The sequence below is a fragment of the Streptomyces niger genome, from assembly GCF_000718305.1.
GTDB classification, from domain to species: domain Bacteria; phylum Actinomycetota; class Actinomycetes; order Streptomycetales; family Streptomycetaceae; genus Streptomyces; species Streptomyces niger.
The window spans coordinates 178,012-198,953 of record NZ_JOFQ01000012.1 but is presented as its reverse complement, the minus strand read 5'-3'; the positions used below and the strand labels follow the sequence as shown (position 1 = coordinate 198,953).

Below are 20,942 nucleotides of genomic sequence, written 5' to 3'. Positions count from 1 at the left end.
GGTCGGTCAGAGCCATTGCTGCGTGAAGCGGACGGTGATCGCCTCGCGCACGGACTGGTGGACGATGCAGCCGCGCTCGGCCTTCAGCAGCGGCTTGTCGAACAGATCCCGGCGAGCGGCGGGCGCGCCGACCGCCACGGTGATCTCGGTGAACCGGGTCGGGGCCGGGGTGAGGGTGCCGGTGACCGTCACCGCGAGATCCGTGGCCTCGGCCTCGGCGTCCTCGGCCCGCAGGGCGGCGAGGAAGGTGCTCAAGTAGCAGCCGCCGAGGGCGAGCAGCAGGTACTCGCCGCCCATGGGGCCGCTGTCGCTGCCGCCCTTGTCGGCGGGGCGGTCGACGGTGACGGAGTGGGTACGGGCGTGCCCGGCGACGGCGCTGCCACCGGTGGGACGCAGGGATACGGCGATATCAGGCATGGCGGGGCCACGGCTCCTGTCTCGGTGCGGGGCGTGCGCTGTGCGGCGGTCGCGCCGCGGTGCGCTGGTCGGGGACGGACCACAGCATCAGCAGCCGCGGGCCGGGGGCACTCGGATCGTGGACGATCCTGGACGCGAACGGATTACCGCCCCGGCGGCCAACCCTTGATATGTACTTGACAGTTGAACGCGCACTCGGCCTAACTTGGAACAGTCGTTCCGAGATGTTGAGGCGAGTTTCCCTGGGGGAGGGTGTTCGTGTCGCAGGTACTACAGCCCGGCAAGGCCCACACGATGGACGAGTTCATCGCGGAGCTGAGACTGCTCAAGGCGTGGGCGGGAAACCCGTCGATCACCGAGATCACGCGCCGCGTCCACGCCGCCTGGCAGCGCGCCGGGCGCCCGCGCAGCGAATGGCCCGCCCGGTCCACCGTCGGGAACTGCTTCCAGCTCGGGCGCCGCCGCCCCAACTCCGACCTCCTGCTCGCGGTGGTACACGCCCTCGTCGGCGGCGACGCGGCCTCCTTCGCCGCCTGGCGACTGGCCCTGCACACCGTCCTCGGGGAGGCCGAGGCATCCTCCCGCGCGACCGCCGCCGACCGCCTCCCCGACCTCCCGGCCCACCACGTCACCCGCCGCCCGCTGCTCAAGGAGGCCGCACGGCTGCTCGACGGTAGCGCCCACCCGACACTGGTCCTGCACGGCATGGCCGGCACCGGGAAGACCGTGCTCGCCCTCGCCCTCGGCCACCAACTGCGCACCGCCACACCGCAGCCGGGCCCCATCCTCTACGCCGACCTGCACGGCCGCGACAACGAGGCACCCGCCACCGACCCCGCCGCCGTCCTGGACACCTTCCTCCGCCTGCTCGGGGTCACCGGAGACCGCGTCCCGCGCGGCCTGGCACCCCGAGCGGCCCTCTTCCACCAACTCCTGGACCGAAGACGCGCCCTGGTGGTCCTCGACGACGCGGCCGACGAGGAGCAGCTCCGGCCGCTGCTGCCCCACGACTCCACCTGCCGCACCCTGGTCACCAGCCGACACGACCTGCGAGGCATCGACGACGTGCACCGGCTGCACGTCCCGGCCTTCACCCCTCAAGAGGCCGCGGACCTCCTGCACCGGACCGCCGGCCCCGACCGGCTGCACGCCCACCCCGACGACGTCCGGCGCATCACCCGGACCCTGGGCTGTCACCCGCTCGCGCTGACCGTCATCGGACGCCACCTGCGCGACCACCCCGCCTGGGCACCCGCCGACTACCTCAAGGAACCGCTGACCATGCTGGCCATGGAAGGCGGCCTGCGCGCCGCCCTGGCCCGCTCGACCGCCCGGCTCGATGCCAGCGCCCATCACCTGCTGCGCCTGCTCGTGCTGCACCCGTGCCGTGACATCGATGTACCCACCACTGCCGCGCTGCTCGGCACCACCGCCGACACGGCGACACAGCACTTGGCGGCCCTGGCTGCCGAGCACCTGATGGAGGCGTCGGCCCCCGGACGGTTCCGCATGCCCGCCCTGGTCCGCGCGTACGCGGAACAGCGTCTGGGCATCGACGAGCCGGCCAGCGCGATCAGCCGCGCCGCCCAGCGCCTCGAGTTCCACCTGACGGCCGAGAGCCTGTCCCTGATCGGGCCGGCGGGACCCGCCGAGACGGCCGTCCCCCGGAACGCCGGCCGGATGCCCACCTCCGCGCGCCGCCCCCGCACCGTGCGACGGGCCGAACCGTGGCAGCGCGACCTCCCCGTGCGCGCTGCCGCGCCCAGTCCCCAGCCGGCCTGACGCTCCCTCGACGGACGGCATCTCCACGCCACGCGTACGACAACCGGACCGCCGTCCGGCATGATCCGTGACGGCCGGGAACAGCCAGTACGCTCATCCGTCACTCGGAGGCGGTATGTCCCCGGCCTCGCGCCAGTGTGACGAAACGCCGGCTTCTGCCTTGTCCGGCGGACCACCCCGCGGTGGCCCGGCCGCCCTTCCACCAGGCACAGTAGCCCGCATGTCGGGCCTGGTGAGCATGCGAGGGGGCACTCATGAAGTGGCTGGTCACGATGGCTGGTGCGGCAGTCGTATTGATCATTCTGCGCGACGTGTTCCACACTCTGTGGCACCCCACTCGCCATGGAGGTCTGAGCCGGATCATCATGACGGGGCTGTGGCGGCTCTCCTCACGTCTCAGCACCGGATGGCGGGCAGCCGGCCTCGCCGGTCCGCTCGGCATGGTGACGGTGGTGGTGATATGGGCCGGCTCCGTGGCCCTGGGGTGGGCCCTGATCTACTGGCCGCACATGCCGCAGGGGTTCACCTTCTCCAGCGCTTTGGAACCGGCCGGTCACTCCGGCCCGGTGGACGCCTTCTACGTCTCGTTGGTCATCCTCGCCACGCTCGGCCTGGGCGACATCGCGCCGGCCGACAGCTGGCTCCGGATCGTCGCGCCCGTCGAAGCCCTGGTCGGCTTCGCCCTCCTGACCGCCACCGTCTCCTGGATTCTCGGCATCTACCCGGCTCTCGCGCGACGGCGAACTCTTGCGCTCCGGATCGCACACCTCCGACGCGCCAGTCCGGTCGCGGGCCGGCTGAACAGCCCTGCGGGGGCGGCCGTTCTGGACGGTCTGGCCGCGGACGTCGCGCGCACCTGTGTGGATTTCCTCCAGTACGCCGAGTCCTACTACTTCCACGACGGCCACGACGACACCTCGCTGGCCCTCAACATCGCCTACGCCTGGGAGGTGGCCGACCGGGCACGGCGAGCCCCGCACACCGACGCCGCAGTACCCGCTGCCGCACTCACCGCCGCCCTCGAAGATCTCGCCGACATCCTCGACCAGCGCTTTCTTCACACGGCCGGCACCACCCTGCAGATATTCCGCGCCTACGCCCAGGACCACGGACGCGCCTGACGCACAACCTGACCCGTGAACGCACATCTCCAGTGCCCCGCAGCCGTTCAGGCCGTTGCTGTCATCACGGACACGAACCACGCTCCGCACGCCGCCGCGACGGCACCGTGACGACTCGCCGTGCGACCACAAGGCGCCCGACAGCCACCGGCCCCGCCCGCCTCTTCGCCCCTGGCCCACAAGCGGCTCACCCATCACCGCAGTACCGAAAACGCGGTCACGCGCGACGATGAGCCGCCGCAACCGCTGACCGCCGCCGACGCCTGGCTGGAGGAATCGCCCCGGTACAGGGACAGGAGCCCCACGACCAGCGCTGCTCACCTCTGACGCTGCCCTCGTGTGCGCACTGTCAACAACCTGTCGGCCGGCAACAGCTCAGGTCGCGATGTCGCTCGTCGGCATCAGGACGTGTGAGGTCGCTGGAGTCCCTGGAGGAGGAGAGCGATCAGGCGTCGGGGGTCGTAGCGGGGGTCGTTGTCGCGTCCGACGCAGAGGTTGCCGATGCCGCGCATCAGCTCGTACGGCTGCGTGCCGGGCCTGATGTCACCTGCCTCGACCGCGGCGTCGAGCAACTGGGCGCAGACGGGCAGCAGGCGGTCGAGGAAGTGGGCGTGCAGCGCGGCGAAGCGGTCGCTGTCGGACTGCAGGGCGTCGGCGAGTCCGTGCTTGGTGACGAGGAAGTCGACGAAGAGGTCGATCCACTGGCGCAGCGCGTCGAACGGGGAGGCGGCACCGGCCAGCAGGCGCGGGCCGGCTTCGGCACAGGCCTCGATCTGGTGCCGGTACACGGCGGTGACCAGGTCCGCCCTGGTCGGGAAGTGGCGGTAGATGGTGGCCATCCCGACGCCCGCCTGGGCCGCGATCCGGCGGATCGGCGCATCGACGCCGGAGGTGACGAACACCTCGGCCGCGGCAGTCAGCACCGTCTCCCGGTTGCGCTGAGCGTCGGCCCGCTTGCTTCGGGACGGCGAACCCCCTGCCGGACCTTCGGCGGCCATCACATACTCCTTCGACACCGATTGACAAAACGGAGCAGCGCTCCAGATACTAAATGGAGCAGCGTTCCGTTTCAGTGTAGCCGAAACGGAACGCCCCTGACCGCCTTGCCCGCCCGCCGGCCGCAGGAGGCCGGCGGGCGGCAGGCGCCACCGAAAGGGAACACACACCATGAGCACAACCACCACCGACGCCTTGGGCGCGCCCGCGCCGGTCCTCTCCTTCAGCCCCGTTGTCCTGTCCGTGCCCGGACGCCCCGTGGACCTCCAAGTGCGCGTCTCCGCACCTGCAACCGGAACCGGCCTCCCGGTCATCCTCCTCTCCCATGGCCACGGCCCCTCGAACAACCTCTCCTCGCTCAACGGCTACGCGCCGCTCGCCAACTTCTGGGCTGCCCACGGATTCGTCGTCGTCCAGCCCACCCACCTCACCTCCCGCACACTGAGCCACCTGGTCGCCGACGCACCCGGCGCGCCCGACTTCTGGCGCTCCCGCGCCGAGGACATGACCCACATCCTCGACCGGCTCGACGCGATCGAGACCGCCGTGCCGCAGCTTGCCGGACGGATCGATCCCACCAAGGTCGCCCTCGCCGGACACTCGCTCGGCGGCTTCACCGCCGCCCTCCTGCTCGGCGCGGGGCTCAACGACCCCGACACCGGGAACGTGGTGCACCTCGTCGAGCCCCGGATCAAGGCGGGCGTACTGCTCGCCGCGCCCGGCAGAGGTGGCGAGGTCTTCAACGGACCCATGGCCGAACAGTGGCCGATCATCGGGGCCGTCGACTTCTCCACCATGACCGCGCCCGCGCTGGTCGTCGCCGGCGACAAGGACGACTCCCGGCACTTCACAGACCTGGGGCCGGAGTGGCACACCGACCCCTACACCCTCGCCCCCGGCCCCAAAACCCTGCTCACCCTGTTCAACGCGGAGCACGGACTTGGCGGGATCGCCGGATACGACGCCGCCGAGACCACGGACGAGAACCCCGAGCGAGTCGCCGCCCTCGCCCGACTCACCGCGGCCTATCTCCATACCCGGCTTCACCCCGGCGCCCCCACATGGCAGACCGCGTGCGAGGCACTGACCACCGGCCCCGACCCGGTGGGACGGGTCGAATCCAAGTAAGCCCCCCGCCTTCACAGGCACCCTCCTGCCGGGCGGAGCGGAAGGGGCGCACAGGACAGTACGGTGGCCGCACATGCCACGGCGTGGTCAAGGTTGGTCGTCGCACCGAACGCACTGCTGCCCGCGCCGGCCGTGCGTACCGTCTTGCGTCTGTCCGTCGGTCGCGGTCACCCATGCGTCATGAGATGCACCGCCAAGGACATAACCGTTACTCGCCAGACAATACCCGTCACTACGCGCCGTGATCAATCGTGCACTGGTAGAACTCTTCTCTGCCCGTTGGCTGCTCGCACCCCGGCCAGAGCACGTCTCCGAGTACGCGGGACGGGCACGGACGGCACTCCTGGCGAAGGAGGTGACGAAATGGCATGGCCCAGGGCGGTAGCAGCAACGTCGATCCGCCGTCACGGCCCGGGGTACCAGTGGCTCCCGAGCGCGCGGAGGCGCATCACACGATGTGTCCCGTGCACGGCGACGAGTGTGGACGCATCGGAGTGTGACGGAGGCTCGACGGGGCTGCATCCGGCTGGCCTGCGGGCTCCTCCGTCCACAGGCCGCCGGCAGTCGGCAGCTGCCTCATGGCGGAGGACGTAGTGAGGAGCGAGGAGGCGGCCGCCGCGGATCACAGCGAGGACCGCATGGCGAAGGGCCGCGACATCCGCGCGGAGACGAGTGACGCGCGCAGTCCGGTGCACTTGGCACAGCTGTTGTACGACCGTGTCGGGCCGTGGGGCGCCGCGACGGTACTGCTGGCGATCATCGACGGTGAGGGCGGGCTTCGGATGAGCGGCGTTGCCGGTGCCTCGACACAAGCTGTCAGCGACTGGTCGCGGGTACCGCTGCGATGCCTGTTCCCCCTCACTCGGCTGGCTCCGAAGGAACAGCTGCTGTGGCTGGACGACGAGAGCGGAGACCGGATCCTGACCTGGGTGACGGCCTGGAACGAGTCGGTCGGCGTGGCCACTTCGGGCGGCGTTCGGACCGCCGGGGCCGCGGAAGAGAGGTTTCTCTGCGTGGTGAGCGTGACCTGGCCGAAGGGACCACCCCTGGAGCAGACGGTCACCGAACGTGCGGAGACGCTCACCGGCGACGTGGGGCGCGCGCTGTGCGGCCTGGCCGAACTGGGCCTTCCGGAGGACGAGTTCGCGGCGCCGTGGCTGGCCGCGGTCCTGAATGCGATCCCCATACCCGCGGCGCTGCTCTTCCCCGTCCGGGACAGGCAGTGCCGGGTCGTGGAGTTTCGCATCGAGCGGTGCAACGGGCACGCCACGGACGTGCTCGGGCGGACCCCCGATCACATCGCCGGCAGCGGGCTGCTGAAGGCGTTTCCCGGACTCGCCCCGGCCGGGATCTTCGACGCGTACGTCAAGGTCCTGGAGACCGGTGTTCCGTTGGAACAGGGTCCTTTTTTCTACGAGGAGCCACTGCGCGGGGTCAGGTATCCCGCCGTGATGAGTGTGCGGGCCCAGCGCGTGGGCGGCGGGCTGCTGGTCAGCTGGCAGTTCCACGACCAGCAGGCTCGAATGGCGGCCCGTATCCACGACGCGGAGAGGCTGGTCAACCTGGGGTGGGCGGAGTGGAATCTCGTCACCGGCGAGATCACCTGGTCGCGCGGTGTCCACGACATCTTCGCGACCGATCCGGCGAGGGGTCCGCTGCCGCTCGACGTGCTCCCTCAGTACGTGCACGAGAACGACCTCCCGGCTGTCACAGCAGCGGTGGAGACCTTGTGCGAAGGGGACGAGCCCGTGACGTTCGAGGCACGTATCACGAACACCGGAGAGACGCGCCACGTCAGCGTGACCGCCGAACTGGTCCGCGACAGCCTCGGCAACATGATCGCCCTGCACGGAGTCGTGCAGGACGTCTCCGCCACCCGCCGGATCGAAGCCGCACTCGAGGCCTCTCGGCAGGAGGCCGAGCGCCACCGGCTCCGCAGGGCCGAGGAACTGCAAGTGGCGCTGCTGCCCAGGCCGTCGGCGCGGCTGCCCGGGTTGCGGATCGCCCTGCGCTACCGGCCCGCGGAGGACAGCGCACGCGTGGGCGGCGACTGGTTCGAGGCGGTTCCGCTGCCGGACGGACGAGTGCTCATCGCCATCGGGGACGTCAGCGGGCACGGCCTGCACGCGGCGGCGTCCATGGCCCAGTTGCGCAACGCGCTGCTCGGTATCGCCCACACCGGAGCCGACTCGGCCAGGATCCTCCACTGCCTCAATCTCGTCACCCTGCACAGCCAGGAGGAAGCCGTGATGGCGACCGCGGTGGTGGGCCACTTCGACCCGGACGACCGCACCCTGACCTGGGCCCGGGGCGGCCACCCTCCTCCCGTGCTCGTTCGTGCGGGGCACGCCCGGGAGTTGCGCAACGCCGAAGGGGTCTCGCTGGGCGCCGTCATGGACCCCGGCTACCGCGTGGTGACCGAACGGCTGCACCCCGGTGACCGCGTGATCCTCTACACCGACGGTCTGGTGGAGCGCCGCGACGACCACAGCGACGAACGCCTGGCCCTTCTCCTGGACGCCGCGCGGCGGGGCGCACAGGGCGATCCCGGGCAGCACCTGAGCACACTGCTGTCCGCCTTGGACACCAACCCGGAGGACGACACCTGCGTCATCGTCCTCCACGTGGAGGGGTGAGCGAAGTGGCCCAGGCCAAAGGCCCGGACAACGGACCCATGGGCCCGGACACAGGCCCGCGCCGGACCGACGGGGCGGCCGTCCGGCGCGCGTTCGACCGTCGGGAGCCCGCCGTTCACGGCATCGCGGAACAAGCCGGCCGGCTGAGCGAGGTCTGCCGGGACATGGCGGCGAGGTTCCAGCGCGGCGGCCGGCTTTTCACGTTCGGCAACGGCGCCTCGGCCACGGACGCGAGCCATCTTGCGGTCGAGTTCATGCACCCGGCCATCGTCGGCAAGCGCGCCCTGCCGGCCGTGGCCCTCGGCAACGACTCGGCGACCCTCAGCGGGATCGGGACGCAGGAGGGGTTCGCGGAGGTCTTCGAGCACCAACTGCGCGCGTTCTCCACGACGGGGGACATCGCACTGGGCATCTCGCCGGACGGCCGCTGCCCGAACGTGCACCACGCTGTGGCGGCGGCCCGGGAACTCGGCCTGCTCACCGTCGTCCTGAGCGGCGGCGCCCCCGGGGACGCCCCTGCCGCCGATCACCTGCTGGTGGTGCGGTCCGCCGACCCACTGGTCGTCAAGGAGAGCCATATGACCCTCTACCACCTGCTGTGGGAAATGGCGCAGGTCTTCCTCGAACGGTACGGGACGGAGCTGATCGCATGAGCGGACGAAGCGGCGAGGAGGAGCGGAGCTGTTCCGGCGAAGCCTGTACGACCTGCTCGGACGAGGCGGTCGCGATGCGGCTCGTGCAGCTGCTGCCCGGCGATCTGGCCCTGGCCGACGCCGGGGGGACGCTCCAGGAGATCAGCGTAGCGCTCGTCCCGGCGGCGGTGGGCGCCACCGTCCTCGTCCACGCCGGGGAGGCCATCGCCCGGGTACCCCGGACGCCCGCACTGCCGGGCGCCGCGGACGGCGAGGTGGCGCATGAGTGATGTACCGCGGACGAGTGATGTCCCCAGCGGCGTGCAGGAGTTGTATCCGTTCCTGTATCAGCGGCCGGCGGAGCCCGATGCCGTGCCGGCCGAAGTGGCGCGCGCCGCACGGGACAAGGCGGCCGAGATCACCGCGCTGCGGCGCGCTGTCGTGGCGGGCTGTGCGGGGGAGATCGCCGCATGCGCCGAGGCCATGGCGGAGCGGTTCGCCGCCGGGGGGCGCCTGTTCGCCTTCGGCAACGGCGGGAGCAGTACGGACGCCCAGGGGCTGGCCACCACGTTCCTGCATCCGCCCCCGAGTGCCCGGGCGCTGCCCGCGCTGTCGCTGACCAGCGATGCGGCCGTCGTCACCGCGCTGTCCAACGACGTCGGGTTCGAGTCCGTCTTCGCGCGCCAGCTGGCGGCCTTGGGGAGGCGTGGCGACATCGCCGTCGGGCTGACCACAAGTGGCGGTTCGGCGAACGTCGTACGGGCTTTCGAAGAGGCGGCACGGCACGGGCTGCTGACCGTCGCGCTGGCGGGCCACGACGGCGGCCGGCTGGCCGGACTCGCCGTCCTCGACCACCTGTTCGTCATCCCGTCGGCCTCCGTCCACCGCATCCAGGAAGCACAGGCGACCGTGTGCCACACGCTGTGGGAGCTCACTCAGCATGCACTGGGCGGCTCATCGCACACGGCCCGGGGTGACGTGCGGTGACCGCGCACGCCACGAGCGCCGAGGACCGACTGGTCCATGTGCTGTGGATCAACGCCGGGCTCAGCTGCGACGGCGACTCGGTCGCACTGACCGCGGCCACCCAGCCGAGCATCGAGGAGATCGCGACGAGTGCGCTGCCGGGGCTTCCCCCGGTGGCGCTGCACTGGCCGCTGCTCGACTACGAGTGCGGCCCGCAGGGCGGGGCCGAGGACTTCATCGAATGGTTCCGCCGGGCGGCCCGCGGCGAGCTGGATCCGTTCATCCTGATCGTCGAAGGCTCCGTCCCGAACGAGGCGGTGAAACAGGAGGGGTACTGGACCGGCTTCGGGAACGACCCCGTGACGGGCCAGCCCATCACCGTCTGCGAGTGGCTCGACCGGCTGGCGCCCGGGGCCACCGCGGTCGTCGCCGCGGGCACGTGCGCCGCATACGGAGGCGTCCACGCCATGGCCGGCAACCCGACCGGTGCCATGGGGGTGCCCGACTACCTCGGGTGGCGGTGGCGGTCGAAGGCGGACGTCCCGATCGTGTGCGTGCCGGGTTGCCCGGTCCAGCCGGACAGCTTCGCGGAGACGCTGGTCCACCTGCTGTACCAGATCACAGGCCGGGCCCCCATGATCGAACTGGACGAGAACCTCCGCCCCGCCTGGCTGTTCGGCCGGAGCGTGCACGAGAGCTGCGATCTCGCCGGTTACTACGAACAGGGCGACCTCGCCACCGGGTACGGGCAGGACCGGTGCCTGGTGAAGATCGGCTGCTGGGGTCCTGCCGTGAAATGCAACGTGCCCCGGCGTGGCTGGATCAACGGAGTGGGTGGCTGCCCCAACGTCGGGGGGCTCTGCATCGCGTGCACCATGCCGGGTTTTCCCGACAATTTCATGCCTTTCATGGATGAGCCTCCCGGTATGTCGACGTCGCCACCCACACAGGGCCTGTACACGACACTCGTCCGCACTCTGCACACCATCGCCGTACACGAGGCCGAGAAGGAACCGGAGTGGCGCCGCCGCGGCGACACGCTCACCACGGGCTATCTGGCCCCCTGGGCAGGAGATGACGGACATGGGTGACGACGGTCTGGTCGAGATGGCATGGGACCCCATTACCCGCATCGTGGGGAGCCTCGGCATCCACACGAAGATCGACTTCGGTCGGGGACGGGTGGCCGAGTGCCACAGCACCTCGTCGATCTTCCGGGGCTACAGCGTCTTCATGCAGGGCAAGGACCCGCGGGACGCGCACTTCATCAGCAGCCGCATCTGCGGCATCTGCGGAGACAACCACGCCACGTGCTCTGTGTACGCGCAGCACATGGCCTATGGCATCCGGCCCCCGGAGCTGGCGGAATGGATCCTGAATCTCGGCGAATCCGCCGAGTACATGTTCGATCACAATCTCTTCCAGGAGAACCTGGTCGGCGTGGACTACTGCGAGCGCATGGTCCGCGAGACCAACCCCGGCGTGCTGGAGCTCGCCGAGCGCACCGAGGCGCCCCACGCGGCCGGGCACGGATACCGGACGATCGCCGCCATCATGCGGTCGCTCAACCCGATGGAGGGTGAGTTCTACCGGGAGGCGCTGCAGATCAGCCGCTCCACACGCGAGATGTTCTGCCTGATGGAGGGCCGGCACGTGCATCCCTCGACCGTGTACCCGGGGGGCGTCGGCACGATCGCCTCGGTCCAGTTGTTCACCGATTACCTCACCCGGCTGATGCGCTACATCGAGTTCATGAAGAAGGTCGTCCCCATGCACGACGATCTGTTCGACTTCATCTACCGGGCCATGCCGGGGTACGAGGAGGTCGGCCGGCGGCGCGTGCTGCTCGCCTGCTGGGGCGGGATGAACGACCCGGCGCACTGCGACTTCCGCTACGGGACGATGGGCGAGTGGGGCCGCCGGATGTTCGTGACCCCCGGCGTGGTGGTGGACGGCAGGCTGGTGACCAACGACCTGGTGGACATCAACCTCGGCATCCGCATCCTGCTGGGCAGCTCGTTCTACGACGACTGGGACGACCGGGACCCCTTCGTGACCCACGATCCGCTGGGCAACCCGGTGGACCGACGGCACCCCTGGAACCAGCACACCGTGCCGCGCCCCCAGAAGCGTGATTTCGGCGGCAACTACACCTGGGTGATGTCACCTCGTTGGTTCGACGGGACCGAGCACCTGGCCCTCGACACCGGGGGCGGCCCGCTGGCCAGGCTGTGGTCCACGGCCCTGGCGGGGCTCGTCGACATCGGCTACGTCGAGGCCACCGGGCACAGTGTGCTCATCAACCTGCCGCGCACCGCCAACAGGCCCGAGGCCACCTTCGAGTGGCGGATCCCGGAGCACCGCGGCGAGCCGCTCAGCAATGCCATCGAGCGCAACCGGGCCCGCACCTACTTCCAGGCGTACGCCGCGGCCATGGCCCTGCACTTCGCGGAGCGGGCACTCGCCGAGGTACGAGCCGGACGCACCGCCACCTGGACCCCTTTCGAGGTGCCCGACGACGCCGTCGGCTGCGGGTTCAGCGAGGCGGTCAGAGGCGCACTGTCCCACCACATGGTGATCAGGGACGGCCGTATCGCGAACTACCACCCGTACCCGCCGACGCCGTGGAACGCCAGCGGCCGCGACGTCCACGGCACCCCCGGACCGTTCGAGGACGCGGTGCAGAACACCCCGATCTTCGAGGAGAACCCGCCGGAGACGTTCAAGGGCATCGACATCATGCGGACCGTGCGCAGCTTCGACCCGTGCCTGCCCTGCGGCGTCCACCTCTACCTGGGCAAGGGCCGCGTGCTGAAGAAGCTGCACTCCCCCACCGCGTACACCGGCGGGGGCTGAGCCATGGACGAACTGCGTGCCGTCGAAGCCCGGGTGGCGGAGCTCGTCACCCGCCTCTCCTCCTCGCCGCAGATCGGCGACCAGGCCGAGGAACTCGTGCGGCTGCTGATGCGGCTGTACGGGACCGGGCTCGCCCGTATCACCGCTCTGCTGACCCCCGAGGACGTGGCCCGGCTGGCCGCCGACGACCTCGTGGGCAGCCTCCTCATCCTCCACGACCTGCATCCGCGCCCCACCGCTGTCCGGGTCGAGGAAGCGCTGGCGGCGGCCAGGTCGCGGGTGGGCACCGACACGGGCGGCATCGTGCTGCTCGACGTGGACGACCGCGGCGTGGCCAGGGTCCGCCTGGGCGGCACCCTCGGCACGTGCCCCTCCGCCACCGCCGCCGTACGGCAGGTCGTCGAGCAAGCCGTTCTGGCGGCGGCTCCGGAAGTGACCGAGGTCCGGGTGGAGCAACCGCCGCGCGAGCCCGAGCTCCTGCAGATCCTGCCCGGACCGCCGCGGTCCGCCACCTCCCCGAGGGGGCGACGGTGACCGTCCTTCCCGGCCTGCGCCGGTTCCTCGACGCGCCGGCCGGGGCGAGGCAGCCGGCCGCGGCGTGCTGCGAGCTGTGCGGCGCCCCCCTCGGCTCCGGTCACGCTCATGCCGTGGACCTCGACGCCCGCCGTCTGCTGTGTGTCTGCCCGGCGTGCCGACTGCTCCTCACCGGCCGTGGCGTTGCTCGGGGCCGCTACCGGACCGTGCCCGACCGCTACCGCTACATCCCGGACTTGGCGCTGACCCGCGCCCAGTGGGAGGAGCTGCGGATTCCCGTCCGATTCTGCTTCGTCTTCCGCAACTCCCGACTTGGCCGGTACGTGGCCCTGTACCCGAGCCCCGCGGGAGCCACGGAGGCACTCCTGCCCACCGCGGTCTGGCAGCAGGTGCTGACGGCGAACGCCCGCGTCGCGGATGCGGCGGACGACGTCGAGGCGCTGCTGCTGCGCCGCCGGGAGAACGACCTCATCGAGTGCCATCTGGTACCCGTCGACGCCTGCTATCGGCTGGTCGCGCGGGTGCGTGTGCACTGGCAGGGGTTCGACGGAGGCGACCGGGTGCGCGCGGAGACGGAGGCGTTCTTCGAGAGCCTGAGGGCGCGCGAGTACGGCGAAGGAGGCGTCCGGTGAACGGTGATGCTCCCGGCGGACAGCCGACGGGGTTCGGGCCCGCCCGGGCAGTGGCCGACGCGGTCCTCTTCGAGGGATACGTCCTCTACCCCTACCGCGCCGATGCGCCCAAGAACCGGCTCCGCTGGCAGTTCGGAGTGCTGGCGCCGCCCGGGGCGGACCCCTCGGAAACCTCGTCGGCGCAGACCGAGTGTCTCGCCGTACCGTGCGGTGCCATGCCGTCCCTCGCCGTCAGGATCAGATTCCTGCAGGCCGAGCGGCGACCGGCGCGCGGCCCCGGAGAGCCGCCGTGGGACGAGGGTGTGGTACGCGAAGTCGACGCGCGGGTGGCCCTCGTCACCGGCGCCGCCCTCACCTTCCCCTTCCATGCGGCAGGGCAGGAGAGCCAGGAGCGCGCCCGTCGGCCGTTGTCCGGCGTCCTACGGATCGAAACCGGCCGCCCGCCCGGCACGGACGGGCTGCTCAAGGTGCGGGTACGGGTCGAGAACCACACGGCCGGACCCGTCACGCCCCGGTCGGAGATGCTGCTCGGCTCCCTCATCGGGACGCACACCCTGATCGCGGCCGACCACGCCCGGCTCCTGTCGCTGGCGGACCCGCCGGCATGGGCCGCACAGGCCGCCGCCGGATGCGACAACCGGCACACATGGCCGGCCCTCATCGACGACACGACGGTGCTCTCCAGCCCGATCATCCTGGCGGACCGCCCGCGGATCGCGCCGGAGAGCCCGGCCGACCTGTACGACGCCACCGAGATCGACGAGTTGCTGACCCTGCGCACGCTGACCCTCACCGACGAGGAGAAACGCGCGGCACGGGCCACCGACGCCCGAGCGGCGGCGATCGTCGACCACGCCGAGGCGATGACGGGTCCGGCACTGGAGCGGCTGCACGGCACACTGCGGCGCCCCGGCACCACGGACACCCGTGACCGCCCGCAGGACACCGGTGCCGGCACGGCCGCGCCCGCACCGGAGGAGGAGCAGGGCGTGGCGGTGCCCGGCGGACGGGCCGTCCCGGGCGTCCGGGTGCGGCTGCGCCCCGGCAGCCGTCGCGCCGACGCCCAGGACATGTTCCTGCGCGGCCGCACCGCGCGCGTTGCGGCGGTGCGCCGCGACGTCGACGGCGCAACGCACCTGGCCGTGACCCTCGACGACGATCCGGCGGCGGACCTGCACGCCGCGGTCGGCCGGCATTGGTATTTCGCACCCGATGAGGTGGAGCTGCTGTGAAGGTACTGGTCGCGGGCGTGGGCAACGTGTTCCTGCGCGACGACGGGTTCGGTGTGGAGGTCGTCCGGCGCCTCGCCCCCGTCCCGCTGCCCGAGGGAACACGGGTGGCCGACTTCGGCATCCGCGGCGTGCACCTCGCGTACGAGCTGATGGACGGCTACGAGGGCCTGGTCCTCGTCGACGCGCTGCGGTGCGGGCAGCCGCCGGGCACCGTCTGCGTCCTGGCCCCGGAGCTCTCCGCCGACGAGGGGCGGGCCTCGGCCATGGAGCCGCCGATGGACGCGCACGACATGGGCCCCGAAGCGGTCCTCTCCCTGCTGCAACACCTCGGCGTACGGGTGCCATGGGCGCGCGTGGTGGGCTGCGAACCCGCCGAGCTCGGTGAGGGGATGGGGCTCACTCCCGCCGTGTCCGGGGCGGTCGACGAGGCCGTGCGGCTCGTGCGGCAGCTGCTCGCCGATCGCCCCCGCGCCGGTGACGGCATGCCGGGAGACGTACCGGAAGACATCCAGGACGCAGAGAAGGAGGCGAAGGACCGTGCATGAGACCGGACTGTGCGAGGCGATTCTCCACGCCGTGGAACGCAGGGCGAGAGGGCGCCGGGTCACGGGGGTCACGGTGCGGATCGGTCGCCTGCACGCGGTGTCCGGCCCCGCCCTGACCCAGTCGTTCGAGCTGGTATCGGCGGGCAGCGTCGCGGACGGCGCGGAGATCGATCTGGTCACGGTGGACGGTGACGTCTTCGTTCTTGAGTCCATCCGGCTCGCGGAGGGGACGGACGATGTGCCTCGGCATCCCGGGTGAGGTGGTCGAGATCCTCGCCGACCAGCCGGACCTGGCCCTGGTCGACGTCAGCGGCGTGCGCCGGGCCGTCAACATCGCGCTGCTGGAGGACGGAGGAGTGGTCCCGGGCGACTGGATCCTCCTCCACGTCGGGTTCGCGCTGTCCAGGATCGACGAAGACGAGGCACGGGCCGCCATGGAGTTCCTCGAAGGGCTGGGACAGGCCTACGAGGACGAGATGGCCGCACTGCGGGATTCGGGAGGCGACTGATGCGTTACGTCGACGAGTACCGGGACGCCGGCAAGGCCCGGGCGCTGGCAGCGGAAATCGCCGCACTGTGCGAGCCGGACCGCACGTACACGTTCATGGAGGTGTGCGGCGGGCACACGCACACGATCTACAAGCACGGGATCGAGGACCATCTGCCGGACACCGTCCACCTCGTCCACGGGCCTGGCTGTCCCGTCTGCGTGATCCCGATGGGCCGGATCGACGACGCCGTCCACATCGCCCTGCGGCCCGACGTCATCATGACGACGTTCGGGGACATGATGCGCGTGCCCGGCGGCGACGCCTCCTTCCTCGACGCCAAGGCCGCCGGTGCCGACATCCGCATGGTCTACTCGCCGCTCGACGCGCTCAGGATCGCCCGCGCCAACCCGGACAGGCGGGTGGTCTTCATGGCCATCGGCTTCGAGACGACCGCCCCGTCGACCGCCGTGACGGTGCTGCGCGCGGCCGCCGAAGGCCTCGACAACTTCTCGGTGTTCTGCAACCACGTCACGATCATCCCGGCGATCAAGGCGATCCTGGACTCCCCCGATCAGCGCCTGGACGGGTTCCTGGGCCCCGGACACGTCTCCACGGTCATCGGCTGCCGACCGTACGAGTTCATCGCCGCTCTCCACGGCAAGCCGCTGGTCGTCGCGGGGTTCGAGCCGCTGGACATTCTGCAGTCGGTACATCTGCTGCTGCGACAGCTCGCCGAGCGGCGTGCGGCTGTCGAGAACCAGTACGGCCGGGTCGTGCCCTGGGACGGAAATCCCAAGGCGCTGGGGGCACTGAGCCGGGTGATGGAGCTGCGGCCCCACTTCGAGTGGCGCGGCCTGGGGTTCATCTCGCATTCCGCGCTGCGCCTGAAGGACGAGTACGCCGCCTACGACGCGGAACGGCTCTTCGAGGTGCCCGGCATCCGGGTCGCCGACCCGAAGGCCTGCCAGTGCGGAGAAGTCCTCAAGGGGGTGCTCAAACCCTGGCAGTGCAAGGTCTTCGGCACCGCCTGCACACCCGAGACCCCGATCGGCACCTGCATGGTCTCCTCCGAGGGGGCCTGCGCCGCGTACTACAACTTCGGCAGGTTCACCCGCGCCGCAGTACGGGAGGCAACCCGGTCATGACCGCGGACCAGGAACAGCGGGAACAAGAGGTGCTGCGGCGCATCGAGCGCACCCGCGGCCGCCCGGCCCGGCTGCGGGACGAGCGCATCACCATGGCCCACGGCGCCGGCGGCAAGGCCACGCAGACACTCGTCGAGGCGGTCTTCCTGACGGCATTTCACAATCCGGTGCTGGCGCGGCTGGAGGACCAGGCGGTGTGCGAGGCGGGTGGCGCGCGGCTGGCCTTCACCACCGACGCGTACGTCGTGTCCCCCCTCTTCTTCCCCGGCGGCGACATCGGGGATCTCGCCGTCAACGGGACGGTCAACGACCTGGCCATGGCCGGGGCACGCCCGCTGCACCTCTCGGCGGGCTTCATCCTGGAAGAAGGCTTCCCCGTCGCGGACCTGACGCGGATCGCCGCCTCGATGGCGAAGGCCGCCGCCGTGGCCGGCGTGCAGGTCGTCACGGGCGACACCAAGGTCGTGGAGCGGGGCAAGGCCGACGGCTGCTACCTCACCACGGCCGGAGTGGGTGTCGTGGAGCACCGGTTCGAGCTGGGCGCCGCACGGGCCCGCCCGGGCGACGCGGTCCTGGTGTCCGGGCCGATCGGCGAGCACGGTACGACGGTGCTGCTGGCCCGGGGCGAGCTGGGCATCGAAAGCGACCTGGAATCGGACACCGCTCCGCTCGCCGGACCGGTGGCGGCGCTGCTCGGGGCCTGCGGCGAGGGCGTGCGGTGTCTGCGCGACGCGACACGCGGCGGCGTGGCCACCGTGCTCAACGAGATCGCGCGTGCCTCCGGCGTCGCGGTCGTCCTCGACGAGGGTGCGGTGCCGGTCCGGGCGCAGGTGCGTGGCGCCGCGGAGATCCTCGGCATCGATCCGCTCTACATCGCCTGCGAGGGCCGTATGGTCGTGGTCGTGGACGCGGCCCGCGCCGAGGCGGCGCTCGACGCGTTGCACGCCCACCCCCTGGGGCGGGAGGCCGCGCTCATCGGGCATGTCGTGGCCGATCCGGCGCCGCTGGTGCTGTGCAGGACCGAGTTCGGCGGCACCCGGATCGTGGACGTCCTCGTCGGTGACCCGCTGCCACGCATCTGCTGAGGACGGACCCGCGGCCGCCCACGCGGACGGATCAGGTTCCGGAGCGCGAACGGCCCGCCCCGCCGGCCTCCCGTGACCACGCGTCGGCGTCGCGTGCGGCGGCGACGGCGGCCTGTCCCAGACTGATCCCGCCGTCGTTCGGCGGGACCCGGCGGTGCGTGAGCACCCGGAAACCGTGCCGTCGCAGCGCGGTCGCGGTGCGGTCGAGAAGAAAGGCGTTCTGGAACACACCTCCCGAGAGCGCGACGAGAGCGAGGCCCGTGGTCTCCCGCAGGGATCGGCAGACATCGAGGACCACACGTGCGACACCGTTGTGGAACCGGGCCGCGACGACCTCATGGGCGCTGCCCGCACGCAGGTCGGCGACGACCTCACGGACCAGGTCGGCGCCGTGGACCCGGCCGTCGTCGAGCACGCGGGCGACATATGCCTCGCTGACCGCCGGATCGGCGCACTGCTCCAGATCGACGGCGGCCTGCCCCTCGTAGGAGACCGCGTCGCGCAGGCCCAGGAGCGCGGCGACCGCGTCGAAGAGCCGCCCCACGCTGGAGGTGAGAGGGGCGTGTACTCCGGTGCGGGCGACAGCGCGTACCTGCTCCCAGCGGTCGGAGTTGCGCCGGCGGACGGCGAGGCCGTCGCCGCGTCGGTCCCGCTCGTCCCCGCAGGCGTCCAGGTACGCGACGGCCATCCGCCACGGCTCCCTGACCGCTGCCGCACCGCCGGGCAGCGGAACCGGCGTGAAGTGCCCTGCGCGACGGAAACCGCCCAGGTCGGCGATCAGGAACTCGCCGCCCCACAGGGTGCCGTCGGACCCGTACCCCAGGCCGTCGAAGGCCACGCCGATGACCGGACCGCACACCGCGTTGTCGACCAGGCAGGAGGCGATGTGCGCATGGTGGTGCTGCACACCGACCAGCTCCGCTCCGGTCGCGTCGGCGAGGTCGTGCGCGTACTTCGTGGACAGGTACTCGGGGTGCAGATCATGGGCGATCAGCGTCGGATCGATGCCGAACAGCCGCCGGTGGTGGGCGATGCCCTCGGTGAAGGACAGCAGCGTGTCGGGGTGTTCCAGGTCGCCCAGATGCGGGGAGACGACGGCGCGCCGCCCCCGGACCAGGCAGAAGGTGCTCTTCAGCTCGGCGCCGCAGGCCAGCACGGGGCGCGGGGCGGGCGAGGGGAGCGGCAGCGGCTCGGGGGCGTGGCCGCGCGCACGGCGCACCGGGAGAGGGCTGCCCGCGACGACGCGTACCACCGAGTCGTCGGCGCGCGTGTGAATCGGCCGGTCATGGGTCAGGAACGCGTCGGCGACACCCGCGAGCCGGTGGAAGGCCTCGTCGTCGCGGTGGGCGATGGGCTCGTCGGACAGGTTGCCGCTGGTGAGCACGTACGGCCGGGCCATCTGCGCGCACAGCAGGTGGTGCAGGGGGGTGTACGGGAGCACCAGGCCCAGATCGCGGCGGCCGGGAGCGACCGATGCCGCCAGTTCCGCGTCCGTGCGGCGCGGCATCAGCACGATGGGACGGCGGACCGAGCCGAGCAGTCCGCGCTCCGCCTCGTGCACCTCGCACAGCCGCTCCGCCGCCGCCGGATCGGGCACCATCACGGCGAAGGGCTTCTCCGCACGGTGCTTACGGGAACGCAGTGTCCGTACCGCCCGGTCGTTCAGGGCGTCCACCGCGAGGTGATATCCGCCGAGCCCCTTCACAGCGACGATCCGGCCGTCGCGCAACAGCCCGGCGGCCTGGACCAGGGGGTCTCCTGCGACGGCGTTGCCCGTACCGGCATCCACGAGCCGGAGTACGGGGCCGCATTCCGGACAGCACAACGGCTGCGCATGGAACCGCCGGTCGGCCGGATCGTGGTATTCCCGCGCGCAGGCGGCGCACATCGGGAAGCCCGCCATCGTCGTGCGGGGGCGGTCGTACGGCACGGACCGGACCACGGTGAAACGCGGGCCACAGTTGGTGCAGTTGATGAAGGGGTGATGGTAGCGGCGGTCGGCAGGGTCGAAGAGCTCGCGCAGACAGTCTGCGCAGGTGGCGATGTCCGGTGGGATCAGGGCACCGGCAGGGCCGGGCCTCGCGCGCGTCGCACGGTCATGAGCGGTGGCGCCCGTCGTCGTGCCGCCGCGGCTGGCCGCGATGACGAACCCGCTGTCACGATGTCCGCCCAGGTACACCGGTTCGGCGCTGCGCACGCTGATCCGCTCGATCACGGCCAGGGGCGGTGCCTCCTGCTCCAGGGCCTGCTGGAACCGCGCTACGGAGTCCGTGGTCCCCGCCACCTCGATGAGGACTCCGTCGAGATCGTTGGCGACCAGCCCGGAGAGGCCGTGGCGGACGGCGATCGTGTGCACGAAGGGCCGGAAACCGACGCCTTGCACGACCCCTTCCACACGGAGACGGACGCGTACGTGCGGGGAGTTCACCCGGCCATCGTCATGCCCGGCGCGCCGCCGTACAGGCCATGTGCGAATATCGCCGGGACCCGTCAGCAGCCCTGCCCGTTTCCGCACGCTCCGCGCATGGACCACCCCCGGTTCGGACCGAACTCGCCCATCTGGCCGACCGCTCGACAGTGAGGCTCAGCGCAGCCACCGGCTCAATGCCCTCAAGGCAGGAGCAGCAGTCGGCGTCCGACGGGGGGAGGTCCCCGAGAGAGGGGAACAAGTCGCTCCCGCCCCGGAACGGCCGCTTTCCGTGATTCTTCCACAATCGCGCATCATCGCGACCAACTCCGGTCCT

At 71.3% G+C, this 20,942-nt stretch carries 20 protein-coding genes; 17 read left to right on the top strand and 3 right to left on the bottom strand.

Features of this window, described 5'->3' with window-relative positions; all coding sequences use genetic code 11:
- Positions 1 to 6: 6 nt before the first annotated feature.
- On the bottom strand, positions 7 to 417 hold the full coding sequence (locus IF20_RS23990; RefSeq protein ID WP_052867346.1) for an OsmC family protein: 411 nt from the start codon (positions 415 to 417) through the stop codon (positions 7 to 9).
- Between the two features lie 258 nt (positions 418 to 675).
- Between IF20_RS23990 and IF20_RS23985 the strand changes: the two genes are divergently transcribed.
- Positions 676 to 2,199, top strand: a complete 1,524-nt coding sequence (locus tag IF20_RS23985; protein WP_199896718.1) for an NB-ARC domain-containing protein — start codon at positions 676 to 678, stop codon at positions 2,197 to 2,199.
- 254 nt (positions 2,200 to 2,453) lie between these two features.
- Entirely contained in the window at positions 2,454 to 3,320 is an 867-nt protein-coding gene (locus IF20_RS23980) for a potassium channel family protein (protein WP_052867344.1), read from the top strand.
- Between the two features lie 401 nt (positions 3,321 to 3,721).
- On the opposite strand, the gene IF20_RS23975 is transcribed toward IF20_RS23980, so the two are convergent.
- Positions 3,722 to 4,318 (bottom strand): TetR/AcrR family transcriptional regulator, encoded by a 597-nt coding sequence (locus tag IF20_RS23975; RefSeq protein ID WP_052867343.1) that lies wholly within the window; start codon positions 4,316 to 4,318, stop codon positions 3,722 to 3,724.
- Positions 4,319 to 4,487: 169 nt separating this feature from the next.
- Between IF20_RS23975 and IF20_RS23970 the strand changes: the two genes are divergently transcribed.
- The 15 genes from IF20_RS23970 to hypE all read left to right on the top strand — a co-directional run bounded on the left by IF20_RS23970 (position 4,488) and on the right by hypE (position 18,198).
- A complete protein-coding gene (locus IF20_RS23970; protein WP_052867342.1) occupies positions 4,488 to 5,444 on the top strand; it encodes an alpha/beta hydrolase family protein in 957 nt (318 codons plus the stop codon).
- Positions 5,445 to 6,022: 578 nt separating this feature from the next.
- Positions 6,023 to 8,080: a PP2C family protein-serine/threonine phosphatase gene (locus tag IF20_RS23965; protein ID WP_110944475.1), complete on the top strand. Its 2,058-nt coding sequence runs from the start codon at positions 6,023 to 6,025 to the stop codon at positions 8,078 to 8,080.
- A 38-nt stretch (positions 8,081 to 8,118) separates the two neighbouring features.
- Positions 8,119 to 8,733: a D-sedoheptulose-7-phosphate isomerase gene (locus tag IF20_RS23960; protein ID WP_052867412.1), complete on the top strand. Its 615-nt coding sequence runs from the start codon at positions 8,119 to 8,121 to the stop codon at positions 8,731 to 8,733.
- On the top strand, positions 8,730 to 9,002 hold the full coding sequence (locus tag IF20_RS23955; protein ID WP_052867340.1) for a HypC/HybG/HupF family hydrogenase formation chaperone: 273 nt from the start codon (positions 8,730 to 8,732) through the stop codon (positions 9,000 to 9,002). The genes IF20_RS23960 and IF20_RS23955 overlap by 4 nt, the downstream gene beginning before the upstream one ends.
- Positions 8,995 to 9,699 carry a D-sedoheptulose-7-phosphate isomerase gene (locus IF20_RS23950; RefSeq protein WP_052867339.1) on the top strand — a complete coding sequence of 235 codons (705 nt, stop codon included), beginning with the start codon at positions 8,995 to 8,997 and terminating at the stop codon, positions 9,697 to 9,699. The genes IF20_RS23955 and IF20_RS23950 overlap by 8 nt, the downstream gene beginning before the upstream one ends.
- Positions 9,696 to 10,769, top strand: a complete 1,074-nt coding sequence (locus IF20_RS23945; protein ID WP_052867338.1) for an NADH-quinone oxidoreductase subunit B family protein — start codon at positions 9,696 to 9,698, stop codon at positions 10,767 to 10,769. The genes IF20_RS23950 and IF20_RS23945 overlap by 4 nt, the downstream gene beginning before the upstream one ends.
- Positions 10,753 to 12,534 (top strand): nickel-dependent hydrogenase large subunit, encoded by a 1,782-nt coding sequence (locus IF20_RS23940; protein ID WP_052867337.1) that lies wholly within the window; start codon positions 10,753 to 10,755, stop codon positions 12,532 to 12,534. The genes IF20_RS23945 and IF20_RS23940 overlap by 17 nt, the downstream gene beginning before the upstream one ends.
- 3 nt (positions 12,535 to 12,537) lie before the next feature.
- Entirely contained in the window at positions 12,538 to 13,068 is a 531-nt protein-coding gene (locus IF20_RS23935) for a NifU family protein (protein WP_052867336.1), read from the top strand.
- The gene (locus IF20_RS23930; RefSeq protein ID WP_052867335.1) at positions 13,065 to 13,700 is read left to right on the top strand and encodes a DUF5947 family protein; all 636 of its coding nucleotides are present in this window, start codon (positions 13,065 to 13,067) and stop codon (positions 13,698 to 13,700) included. Before IF20_RS23935 ends, IF20_RS23930 begins: the two co-directional genes overlap by 4 nt.
- Positions 13,697 to 14,932 carry a hypothetical protein gene (locus IF20_RS23925; protein WP_052867334.1) on the top strand — a complete coding sequence of 412 codons (1,236 nt, stop codon included), beginning with the start codon at positions 13,697 to 13,699 and terminating at the stop codon, positions 14,930 to 14,932. The genes IF20_RS23930 and IF20_RS23925 overlap by 4 nt, the downstream gene beginning before the upstream one ends.
- Positions 14,929 to 15,477: a hydrogenase maturation protease gene (locus IF20_RS23920; RefSeq protein WP_052867333.1), complete on the top strand. Its 549-nt coding sequence runs from the start codon at positions 14,929 to 14,931 to the stop codon at positions 15,475 to 15,477. Before IF20_RS23925 ends, IF20_RS23920 begins: the two co-directional genes overlap by 4 nt.
- A complete protein-coding gene (locus IF20_RS23915) occupies positions 15,470 to 15,736 on the top strand; it encodes a hydrogenase maturation nickel metallochaperone HypA (RefSeq protein ID WP_052867332.1) in 267 nt (88 codons plus the stop codon). Before IF20_RS23920 ends, IF20_RS23915 begins: the two co-directional genes overlap by 8 nt.
- Positions 15,714 to 15,986 (top strand): HypC/HybG/HupF family hydrogenase formation chaperone, encoded by a 273-nt coding sequence (locus IF20_RS23910; RefSeq protein WP_052867331.1) that lies wholly within the window; start codon positions 15,714 to 15,716, stop codon positions 15,984 to 15,986. The genes IF20_RS23915 and IF20_RS23910 overlap by 23 nt, the downstream gene beginning before the upstream one ends.
- Positions 15,986 to 17,113, top strand: a complete 1,128-nt coding sequence (hypD, locus tag IF20_RS23905; RefSeq protein ID WP_052867330.1) for a hydrogenase formation protein HypD — start codon at positions 15,986 to 15,988, stop codon at positions 17,111 to 17,113. Before IF20_RS23910 ends, hypD begins: the two co-directional genes overlap by 1 nt.
- A 92-nt stretch (positions 17,114 to 17,205) precedes the next feature.
- Positions 17,206 to 18,198, top strand: a complete 993-nt coding sequence (gene hypE / locus IF20_RS23900) for a hydrogenase expression/formation protein HypE (RefSeq protein WP_234426797.1) — start codon at positions 17,206 to 17,208, stop codon at positions 18,196 to 18,198.
- 31 nt (positions 18,199 to 18,229) lie between these two features.
- On the opposite strand, the gene hypF is transcribed toward hypE, so the two are convergent.
- Positions 18,230 to 20,593, bottom strand: coding sequence for a carbamoyltransferase HypF (gene hypF / locus IF20_RS23895; RefSeq protein WP_456113440.1), 2,364 nt, complete (start codon positions 20,591 to 20,593; stop codon positions 18,230 to 18,232).
- Between the last annotated feature and the right edge of the window lie 349 nt (positions 20,594 to 20,942).